Here is a 9,910-nt window from a genome sequence, read left to right on the forward strand (position 1 = left end):
GCGGACCACAGGCCCTTGCCCTCACCCTCGAGCCGGATGGCCTTGGCGATACCGGGCGCCGCGGCCATTAGCGCCTGTGCCAAAGCCGCAAATCGCCCCGCCGATACATATTGCGCCGAGACTAGGTAAAGTGTCGCGTCCATAACCGCCCCTTGTCAGGAGGCAGCAAAGGCAAGGGGTCGTCACACCCGAACTGTCGCATTTCCACCTCCCGGGCCCACCGCCCTAGGTTTCCAAATCGCGACGGCAGGTCTCCTGACTTGCGGGTCGTTGCTCGCTGTCCCTTCCCGACCGGATGGCCAGTGGATCGACAGGTCGCTCACCGCTTACAGTTGCGGGGGCAGTCACGGAGTTGGCGCCTGATGGCTACACCGCACCGTGTTCCCTTTTCATGCCGCGAGTCACGCTTGGACCGTTGGCAACCATCGTGTTCGATGATGAAGGATGACAGGTCGCATTGTCAATCAAGTGCATGACGTCGCCGGCCGAATTCCGATGACAGCAAGTGCGGCGCGCGACGCAAGCGCTGGAAATTGCGACATCGCCCGATACCGGGCCCGCCGGCCGGTCAACCCAACCGTCGATATGCCAGCGACGCGATATTGCGAAGGCCGATCCATGCCCTGAGCCGGAGGCTCTGGTGCCTGTGCCGCCCGAAAGGGGATCGCTGGTTGATCGCGTAAAGCCTCATGGGGGCGCGCAGACCTGCATTGTAGACACGCGCCGTCATGAATTGCTCGCCGAGGTCGGGCAATGTCAGTCGCGCGCGCAGTTCAGACCATTGCAGCGCGTTCCTGCCCTCTCCGTAGACGCGCGCGACGAAGTCGGGCGAGACCGCAGGATCGAAGTCCGCGATGATTTCAAGCCCTGTGCCAAGGATGACATTCAGCTGATAGCGCCGCGCGACCTCGATGATCAGCTCTTCCGAAATCTGGTCCCGAAAGCTGTGCAATATCCACAGCGCATCGACCACCCAGCGCAGGGGGGCCACTTCATTTGCGGCCAGCCCATGTTCGATCGCCTCGACCAAAAGCCAGTTCGGGTCCGGGATATGGTCCGTTGTCGCCTGCGGACCGCTGAACAGGTGGTCGCTTATCCAGGGGTCGAATGCGAAGACGGCCCGCGGCATCCAGCCCAGATCGATGGCAATGCCGTTCGGTGATGTCCAGCTCAGCTCGGTTCCTCGGTAACGGTGCAAGACCGAAGGGTCGGTCGTCCCCAGCTTTGCATCCCACCGCTCTTGTTCGGCCAGGGCCGCGACGGCGGGGATAGCCTCGTATGGGACAAGAAGATCAAGATCAGAGGTCGGGCGCATGCCTGCGGACGGGTAGGCGCATTGCCCCAGCACGCTGCCCTTCGTCCACAAAAAGGGGACCGGCAGCGCGTCAAGCAGGCGCTGGACTTCCGCCCGCGTTGCACTGATCAGCGCCTGATCTGCCGGTCCGGGGCCGACAATCGCGCCATTCAACCAGGCGTCCGCGGCCAGCAATTCGGGATGGTCCGCCAAGAGATGCCGGACCACTGGGAAAATCCGGAACTCGCCTTCGTCAGGAAACACATCCGCCGATTGCGCGACATAGGCGGCCCAATGGTCTGCCGTGTCATCAAGCGGCGAGGCCGCCCTGACAAGGGATGCAAGGCGACCTGTCGGCAAGATGCCCTCTTTGGCCTGACGCAGGGCCGATGCGGACTGCCAATCGGGACGCGTCGTTGTCTTCATCGCGCATCGTCCTTGCGTGGCCGACTGTCGAACACACCTTCCGCCGAGGCGCGTGACGGATCGGCCCGCCGCCGCTGCGCATGGCGCAACATCGCCTTCATGATCCCGCGCCGCAGCGCATCCTTGCGCTTTGTCATGTTCGTGTCGTGCTGGCGGTAGAAGACCGAGATCTCGTCATGCAGAAGATGCTTGCGCGATGTCTCGAACAGCCGGAAGAGGAAATCGAGATCCTCGCCATGCTCGAAACTTTCATCGAACGGCCCGTTCGCCAGCAGGATATCGGCACGATATGTCCCTGCCGCCAGATTGGCGCTGCGGACGGTGCTAAAGGGCGTGGGCTCTTCGTTCTGCGCGCTGCCGGACGTCTCGAAAAAGGCCATCCGTCCATAGACGAAACCGAGGTCAGTGTCCTTTGCCATCGGCGCAAGGTCTCGGGCCAGTTTGCCTTGCGGCATCAGGTCGTCGGCATCGATGAAGGTCACGTAATCGGCCTCGGGCGGCACCAGCCGCAGCAGGGCGTTCCTTGCGGCAGCAACGCCCTGCCATGCGGTGGATGTGACCGAGATCAGCGGGGAACAAAGGCTTTCGATCTGCGCAAGCGTCCGGTCCGTGGACCCGTCATCGACGATGATGACGGACAGCGCAATCGGGACCTGCTGGGCAAGAACGGACCTTAGGCAGGCGGCGATGTAGTCCTCGCCGTTGTGAACGGGGATCAGGACGCAGATCATCCGACAGCCCTTTGGGAAACAGTGCGCGCAAGCAGCTTTCGGGTGCGCCACAAATCGAAACGTCTGCCGACGGGCAGGCCGGTCCGCGCCGCGCTGAAGTCGCCATCTGCGGAAAGGGTGCAGTCGATCAGCAACTGCAAGGGGTCCTTTGCCCGCAGGGGCCAAAGGGGCATGGTCTGTCGGGGCGAGAGGGTCCGCAGGCTTTGCCCGAAGGCGGTCGTCTGTGTTGTCGCGGCCCAGAATGCGGCGTTGGTCTGGCCTGCAAGGTCCCGCGCGGCCATGGCCGAGAACAGGGTCAGGCGAAGACCCCGCGGCCCCTGCAGCGCGATCTTTTGGTCTGCCCTGTCGAATGCGTAACGCGCGTGCGGATACCACCCGTGCTCGCAAAAGATGCGCAGCACCAACCCGAGCGCGTTTTCGTGCACGACGATCTCGATTTGCTCGCAATCGAGAAAGAGGTTGTCCGAATGCCCCAGCCACACGGCATGGCCCGCATGGGCATGAGGCACCCGCATCTTGCGAAGCACCGCGCAGACCGTCTCGGCATCGCGCAGGTTGTGAACGGCGCGCAGCCAAAGCTGCTTGGAGACATTGCGAAACATCGCGCGCCGGTCCTGCAAGGCCGAGGCCGTGTCAAAGCGACGACCGACAGCGGCGATCAGCCGGTGATGTTCATAGCTGACCTTGTCGGTATCGATCCCCGAAAACCAAAGCTGCGCGGCGCGCAGCGCGGTATCGGCATCCTTGTCGAACGCGGCCTTGTAAAGTGCGCGCTCGAAATCAGAGGTCCATGGCCGCCTATTGGGCATGGTTCTTGGCCCGCTCTCTCTGGCGCAGGATCGCTGCGCGCGCGACTTCGGCATAAAGCGCGCGCTCATCCCGCTTGCCGGCCGTCAGGCTGGTGCCATGCAACCGCCGCTTGGCCAGAAACGCGTCGAGGAAGACGGAATAGACACCTTCCTCGCGTGTGCGGGCGATCCAGTCGATCATCTCGCCCGCGCCGCGACGGAAGCCCTGCAGATATCCGACTTTGTCGAAAACGGACTTGCGCACCAGTGCCGTGGAACGCGACCAGCCGGATTGATCGTCATCGACGAAGGGTGCGTCGTCCCCGTCCCGAAACGAGACCATTTTGCAAAACACGATCTCGGCGCCCCTGTTGTTGAAGAGGGCCCGCATCTGGGTTCTGGTCTTGTCCGGCTCCCACAGGTCATCGGCGTCCAGAAACGCGATGAATTCATGGCTTGCCCGTCTGACACCCGCATTCGTCGCCTCGGCGGGGCCACAGTTGTCTTGCGCGACCGCGAGGATGCGGGGCTCTTTCGCCGCCCAGCGGTCGATCACCCCTTGCGTGGCATCCTGTGACCCGTCGTTGACGACGATCACCTCTGCTGGCGGGTGGCTTTGCGCGAAGACCGAATGAAGCGCCTGATCGAGAAAGGCCTCGGCGTTATAGGCTGGGATGACGACAGAATAATCCGGATAGCCGTTTGCGTCGAAATAGGCCGTGTTGGCGATCGCCAGCGCGCGTGGATAATTCGCGTCCTCGAACATGGTCGCGACATCGATCAGGCGCGGATCAGCGGCCAGACGGTCCTTGTGGTTCGCCACCGCCCGGGCGACGCCATCCAGCAGCGGGCCCAACTGCGTGCAGGCACTTTGCCGGCGTTGCCGGTAGTAGACGCCGATGTCGTCATGCAGGCACAGATGGGGCGCGCGTTCGAAGATCCGCAAAAAGTAGTCAAGATCTTCGCCATGGGTCAGTGTCTCGTCGAAGAAACCGGTGCTTTCGATCAGGGACCGCCGGAAGGTGGCCGATCCAAGGTTGGCCGAGCGGATTGTGGGTTTCCGGGATGCGATATCAGCGCGCAGATCGGCGGCTTCGGATGTCACAAGGCATTGCAGCCCGAAGACCAGTTGCAGGGCAGGGTCCGCCGCAAAGCGTGCCAGATCCTGTGACAGACGGCCTTCGGGGAAGATGTCATCGGAATCGAGAAACGCCACGAATTCGGTGTCAGGGGAAAGATTGCGCAAGGCAAGATTGCGGGCATGGGACACGCCGCGGCCGCCCCCGTCCAGCATCCGCAGCGTGATCTTCTGCAATGCCATGCCGGCAACACATGCGGCGGTGCGGTCGGTGGAACCATCATCGACGACAATCAGTTCAACGGGGCAGGCGCAGTCCTGCGCCTCGACCGACTGGATCGCGTGGCTGATGAACCGATCCGTGTTGAACGCCGGCATCACCACGCTAAGCATGCAAGCCTCCCAGAAAGGCGCGAAGGTTTGCGGCATTTTCCTTCAGGTCGGGGCCAAGCGCAAATCTGAAGGTTGGCAAAGCCCGCACCAGATTTCCGGCGAAGGTCTGCGTTTCGAAGGCGCTGGCGGGAAGCTGTTGATAGGTCGTCTCGGAGATCGCCGTGAACAGCACTGGCTTTCTTTCGGGCGCGATCACCGGCACCCCATCCGTCCGCGTCAGGCCGATCAGCGCATGGATCGCAAGCGGCGTCGGGTTGGTCGGGATCGTGAAGACGTATTTGTCCTTGAAGTTCCTTTCACCGGCCATCCGGGTGCGGCCGCCGATGCCCAGCATGGCAAGGCCTGTATCGGATTGTTTGGCTTGCATGGAAAACCGTGCCGCCTCAGCCTGTCCGCCTTTCATGCGCACGATGGAATAGTCATCGCCAATCGTGATCAGACCGGCGTCGATGCAGGCCAGTGTCAGCAGCGATTTTCCGGTGCCGCCCTCGGCCACGATCAGGGCCCCGGCGCGCCCGTCCGAGATGGTGGCACCATGCAGCATGAAGGCTTGCTGTGTGATGTTGAACCAGTTGACGAAGTTGGCAAGGGGACTTGAGGGTTCCCAAGGCGGCAGGCAATCCTCGCTGCGCAGCAATCGGATGGCGATGCCGCGTGCGGGGTCGAAGACCTCCAGCAGGCCCAGCCCCTCATTGAGGAACCCTTTCAGCCCGATCTGTCGAAACCCCTCGATCGTTTTCTGAAACCATGTCGTTCCCAAGGCGGCTGCGGCGTCCTGAAACAGCGCCGCGTCCGAGAACTGATAGCACCTGAACCGAGGAACGGATTGGGTCGTCGCTGCGAAATGCGCGCCGAGGTTCGCGAAATCCCGATCATCCGTTGCCGCCAGCGTGAAGGTCACATAGCCGGATTGCAAAACGGCAGAGGTGCTGATGCAGGCCGCAGTTGCGGCTGACACCAAGCGTTCCCAAAAAAGCGTGATGGCCGAAGGTGTCACACGACGGACGCGGAATTGCCGATCGGCGTCATCTTTCCGGTCAACGGGTCGATGTCATGCACCGGATCGGCCAGCAACAACTCGGCAATATCCTCGAAACCTCCGAAAACGAACGTGCCCTCATGCGACAGCAGTTTGTCCATAGACGCAGGCTGGACCGCAACCGGCGCAGGTGGCGAGGACGGGATCAGAACCTGCTCGTTGATCAGGCTTTCCAGAAAGGCATGCGCCTCTTTGCCCGAGGCAGCGTCGAAGGCGAAAACGTCTTCGATGATCCTGAGAGGATCTGCCCCGGCAAGCACCTCGTCCAACATGGCCGCGGCCTTTTCCGAGACGTCGTAATATTTGCCTGACAAGGTGTTCAAGAGCACGTAGTCGTCGTCAAATTTCTCGGCGATGAAAAGGTGGTCGTTCAGTACATACATCTGCAAGTCTCAACCCAAACTCGCGCGAAGAGTATTTGAGGCTTCGCCCCAATACAATAAGGACGTGACCGCTGCGATTGCTTGCGACAGGCCAAAGCGCAGCGGGCGGTCAGGCAGGTCGGTGCGTCCCGGTTTCCCGCGGTCGGCCGATCCGAAACAAATTCAGGTTTTGATGCAACGGCCTCTTGCTGTAAAAGGACCGGATAGTGCGTGTCGGACCAAGTTGGATTGTTATTTCGCATGAATGTGCTCATTACCGGTGCCGCGGGCCATCTTGGCCGCAAGCTCTTTGACCATCTCGCTGCACAGGGCGGGTGTCATGTCACCGGCATCGACCTGCGCGAGGTCGAAGAGACGAATATCCATACGGCTGATCTGGCGGTTGGAACGGATTGGGCCAGCCACCTGATCGGGGTCGATGTGGTGGTGCATCTGGCGGGTGATTCCAGCCCGGCCGCCACTTGGGAATCGTGCCAGCGCAACAACACCTTGATCACCTCTGCGCTGCTGCACCATGCGGCCGCTGCCGGGGTGCGCAGGGTCATTCTTGCCAGCTCGAACTGGGTGCTTGCGGACCGCCGTTTTGCCAAGGGCAAACTGACCTCGCAGACGGTTCCCTGTCCGACAACCCCATACGGGGTCTCCAAGGTGGTATGCGAGCAGATGGGGGCATACTACAGCCGCTGTCACGGGCTGTCGGTGATCTGCCTGAGGATTGGCTGGAACCAGCGCGGGCCGGTCAACCTGCCGGGCCCCCACATGGCGATGGGGCGCTGGGGGCAGGAGATGTGGCTGAGCGACCGGGACTTTCTGCAAGGCATGCAAGCGGCGATGACGGCAAGGAATGTCGACTTCGCCATTCTCAACCTGATGTCGGACAATCCGGGGATGCGCTGGGACATCGCCGAGACGATGGCGGTCATCGGCTACCAGCCGCAGGATGGATGGCGGGCTGACATGCCGGCGATGGCAGGACCAAAGTCCAAGGTCAGAGCGTTTTTCGAGCATTCACTGCGGAACTTTTCGCGCAAGCATCTGTCTGGTTGGTAAGGATCAGCTCCGATCTAGGCCCGCGGCGCGCATCCCGCCCCGACATGACTTGCCCATGCGGGACATTTTCGGACTGCCTCTGGCAAGGGCGAGGCCGCCTTCTGCGGTGAAAGTCATCCCAGGGCTTCGTGGTGGGTTGCGTCGCCGGTGGCCTTTGGCATCAATAGGACGCAAGCCGTCAGGCTGCCGTGTCGGGATTGTGTGTCCGAAAGCGCGTGTCGCCTTGAACCAAAGGATTTGTCAATGTCTGGTCTTCTGAGCGCGCTCTTTGACACGCGGCTTGATGTGACACTGACGACGGGCCGACAGCTTCAGACCAGAATTGTCGAACGCCCCGGCTTGTGGATGACGGACGCCCAGCTAGAGGCCCTTTCCCAAGACCTGATAACGGTGGCATCGAAGACCCTGCCGCGTGGGTCGCTGACCTATGGCGTCTTCTCTGGCGACCCCGAGCGCCTGAAATCGACGATCATCACCATCGTGCGTCGCAAGGATACCGGCCAGCCGATCGCCTTCAACGCGCTTGCGCTGATGGACATCACCACGATGGCCGAGCCGATGCAGGTCCTGCACCTTGGGCTGGTCATGGTCGATCCCGAGGAACAATCGCAGGGCCTGTCATGGATCCTCTATGGGCTGACCTGCATGATGCTGTTCTTCCGCAACCAGTTGCGCCCCTTGTGGATCTCGAGTGTCACGCAGGTGCCCGCAGTCGTCGGAATGGTCGCCGAGACCTTCAACGATGTATTCCCGACACCCCAGCGGCGCGACGAACGCTCGCTTGAGCATCTGGTGCTTGCGCGCACGATCATGAGCGCGCATCGCCATGTGTTCGGTGTCGGGCCGGAGGCGGGGTTTGATGAAGACCGTTTCGTCATCACGAATGCCTATACGGGCGGGTCTGACGACCTGAAAAAGACCTTCGACAAGGCCCCCCGCCATCGTGATCAGATCTACAATGATTTTTGTCACGAGCTGCTGGATTATGACCGCGGCGATGACCTGTTGCAGCTAGGCCGGATCGATCTGGCAGCGGCGACGGGATATCTGAAGAAATCGGTTCCGCGCGCCTCGCTGGCAAGTGTCGGCGTGACCCTTCTTGCCATGACGATGCAGCGGGTTTTCCTGCCTGCAATCCACTGGTTCGATACCGGCCGCCATTTCGGCACCCTGCGCCCGCGAAGGACCACGGTGTGACTTTCCCGTGCAGGATGACATGACAGGTCTTTCACCCGAACTGATCGCCGACAGCGTCATCGCGCTGACAAGCCTGATCGGGCTTGGCCTGTTTGCGCGTGTGCTGCGGGTGCAGCAACCGCAGACAGAGGTGACGCGCCGCTTTCTGATCGCCATTCAGGTCGTTGCCGCCTTGTTGGCGATCCGTCTTTTGCAATGGTTGACCGGTGCCGAGTGGATTGGCCGTCTGACCTTTGCGGTTGCAGGGACCGTGCCGCTGGCTGTGCTTCTGGTGACAGAGGCCCTGTTGCGGCGCCATGCGCCGCTTGCGCTGAAAATCTGGACGGCAGGAGGGGCGGCGCTGCTTGCGCTTGTCGCCATTCTGGGACGGCCCGATCAATCGCTGGTCGCCGTCATGGCGCTGGCCGCGTTCCAGGTGCTGGCCTTTGTCGCGATAGGTGTCCTTGTGGTGGCACGGGACAGGCAAAGTCTTTCGGTTGCGGAAAATGCCGCCGTTGACCGACTGGCGCTGTCGCTTGTGCTGATCGTGCCTCTGGCGCTGACGGACTTCCGCACCAGTCTTTTCGAACTGCCCGTGCGTCTGTCGGGCATTGCCATTCTCGCGCTGTGCTGGCTGGGGCTGACCTTGCGGCGCAGCGATGCGGAACAGTCGGACGTTGTTTCCGCAACGGTGATCTTTACGGCCGGTCTGGCCTTCGCCTCTGGCTGTGTGATGGTTCTGGCCGATCTCGATCTGCGGACAACCGTGCAGGTGATGGCGGTGGTCGTCAGCGTCGTGCTCTTGGTCCAGATTTATGCGGATGCGCGAAAGATCCGGCGCGACGACAAGGCCGGACGGGTCCTTGGCGTTCTGGCCGATGCGACCCTGACCGATCACAGGTCCTTTCTTGAGGCGCTGAAGACAAGGGCGATGATCTCGGGTGCGGTGATCCTCGAGGCCGAGGCCTTGCGCGATTTCGACGAGGCATTTCGGGACCATGTCCGGCAACAGGGTGTGATCTCTTCGGGCGAGGTTGCCAAGCCGCTGGACCCGCCCCTTGCAGACCAACTGGCGTGGTTCTTTCGCAAGTTCGAAGCCAGCCATGCGATACTGGTGTCATCGGCTCCCTTCCGGATCATGGTGGTGAATGTGCCGACGCTTGCGCAATCACAGCAGCTAGAACAGGAACTGCGGATCGCCCAACGCATGTCCGCCCTGCTGGCCGCGCAGGATGCGGCAAGGCGCTAGCCCGGTCGGTGACATGCCATGCCCCCGGGCGAGGTGACAAGACCTCTGCCTTGTGCAAACAAGAGTGACCGAGGCTGCGACAAGGACATATCATGCTGATGCAGGCACATCACCACTACCCCTCTCGGCGGTCGCCCGTCGTGGCGCACAATCTTGTCGCGACCTCGCAGCCACTTGCCGCGCAGGCCGGCCTTTCGATGCTGGCGCGCGGTGGCAACGCCGCCGACGCCGCCTTGGCGACGGCCATCACGCTGACCGTGCTTGAACCCACGGGCAACGGGCTGGGCGCGGATGCGTTCTGTA

General features: G+C 61.9%; 10 protein-coding genes and 1 riboswitch. Of the genes, 4 read left to right on the plus strand and 6 right to left on the minus strand.

Translation table 11 applies throughout. The annotated features are described in order from the left end of the window. Positions 1-228: 228 nt before the first annotated feature. A riboswitch (cobalamin riboswitch) is annotated at positions 229-442 on the minus strand. A 126-nt stretch (positions 443-568) separates the two neighbouring features. The 6 genes from V7N12_RS09005 to V7N12_RS09030 are packed head-to-tail and all read right to left on the minus strand — an operon-like array spanning position 569 to position 6,132. Next, on the minus strand, positions 569-1,720 hold the full coding sequence (locus V7N12_RS09005) for a nucleotidyltransferase family protein (protein WP_333714162.1): 1,152 nt from the start codon (positions 1,718-1,720) through the stop codon (positions 569-571). Further along, complete coding sequence (locus V7N12_RS09010) at positions 1,717-2,451, minus strand: glycosyltransferase family A protein (protein ID WP_333714164.1); 735 nt, start codon at positions 2,449-2,451, stop codon at positions 1,717-1,719. Before V7N12_RS09010 ends, V7N12_RS09005 begins: the two co-directional genes overlap by 4 nt. Continuing rightward, entirely contained in the window at positions 2,448-3,260 is an 813-nt protein-coding gene (locus V7N12_RS09015; RefSeq protein ID WP_333714165.1) for a hypothetical protein, read from the minus strand. The genes V7N12_RS09010 and V7N12_RS09015 overlap by 4 nt, the downstream gene beginning before the upstream one ends. After that, entirely contained in the window at positions 3,250-4,710 is a 1,461-nt protein-coding gene (locus V7N12_RS09020) for a glycosyltransferase family 2 protein (RefSeq protein WP_333714166.1), read from the minus strand. The genes V7N12_RS09015 and V7N12_RS09020 overlap by 11 nt, the downstream gene beginning before the upstream one ends. Further along, on the minus strand, positions 4,703-5,668 hold the full coding sequence (locus tag V7N12_RS09025; protein WP_333714167.1) for a hypothetical protein: 966 nt from the start codon (positions 5,666-5,668) through the stop codon (positions 4,703-4,705). Before V7N12_RS09025 ends, V7N12_RS09020 begins: the two co-directional genes overlap by 8 nt. A gap of 35 nt (positions 5,669-5,703) precedes the next feature. Beyond that, positions 5,704-6,132 (minus strand): hypothetical protein, encoded by a 429-nt coding sequence (locus V7N12_RS09030; RefSeq protein ID WP_333714168.1) that lies wholly within the window; start codon positions 6,130-6,132, stop codon positions 5,704-5,706. 240 nt (positions 6,133-6,372) lie between these two features. On the opposite strand from V7N12_RS09030, the gene V7N12_RS09035 reads away from it, so the two are divergent. From V7N12_RS09035 to V7N12_RS09050, 4 genes are all read left to right on the plus strand, one after another. Further along, positions 6,373-7,182, plus strand: coding sequence for an NAD-dependent epimerase/dehydratase family protein (locus V7N12_RS09035; RefSeq protein ID WP_333714169.1), 810 nt, complete (start codon positions 6,373-6,375; stop codon positions 7,180-7,182). 243 nt (positions 7,183-7,425) lie between these two features. Then, positions 7,426-8,379: a hypothetical protein gene (locus V7N12_RS09040; RefSeq protein WP_333714170.1), complete on the plus strand. Its 954-nt coding sequence runs from the start codon at positions 7,426-7,428 to the stop codon at positions 8,377-8,379. Positions 8,380-8,398: 19 nt separating this feature from the next. After that, positions 8,399-9,607, plus strand: coding sequence for a hypothetical protein (locus V7N12_RS09045; RefSeq protein ID WP_333714171.1), 1,209 nt, complete (start codon positions 8,399-8,401; stop codon positions 9,605-9,607). 92 nt (positions 9,608-9,699) lie between these two features. After that, positions 9,700-9,910: gamma-glutamyltransferase (locus tag V7N12_RS09050; protein WP_333714172.1), on the plus strand; the 211-nt coding region annotated here is incomplete at its 3' end.

The organism is Yoonia sp. (assembly GCF_036770585.1).
GTDB lineage: Bacteria > Pseudomonadota > Alphaproteobacteria > Rhodobacterales > Rhodobacteraceae > Yoonia.

Bases quoted from the DNA above. Each gene is read 5' to 3' on its own strand.
- V7N12_RS09005 (WP_333714162.1), bottom strand. From the start codon at position 1,720: ATGAAGACAACGACGCGTCCCGATTGGCAGTCCGCATCGGCCCTGCGT.
- V7N12_RS09010 (WP_333714164.1), bottom strand. From the start codon at position 2,451: ATGATCTGCGTCCTGATCCCCGTTCACAACGGCGAGGACTACATCGCC.
- V7N12_RS09015 (WP_333714165.1), bottom strand. From the start codon at position 3,260: ATGCCCAATAGGCGGCCATGGACCTCTGATTTCGAGCGCGCACTTTAC.
- V7N12_RS09020 (WP_333714166.1), bottom strand. From the start codon at position 4,710: ATGCTTAGCGTGGTGATGCCGGCGTTCAACACGGATCGGTTCATCAGC.
- V7N12_RS09030 (WP_333714168.1), bottom strand. From the start codon at position 6,132: ATGTATGTACTGAACGACCACCTTTTCATCGCCGAGAAATTTGACGAC.
- V7N12_RS09035 (WP_333714169.1), top strand. From the start codon at position 6,373: ATGAATGTGCTCATTACCGGTGCCGCGGGCCATCTTGGCCGCAAGCTC.
- V7N12_RS09040 (WP_333714170.1), top strand. From the start codon at position 7,426: ATGTCTGGTCTTCTGAGCGCGCTCTTTGACACGCGGCTTGATGTGACA.
- V7N12_RS09045 (WP_333714171.1), top strand. From the start codon at position 8,399: ATGACAGGTCTTTCACCCGAACTGATCGCCGACAGCGTCATCGCGCTG.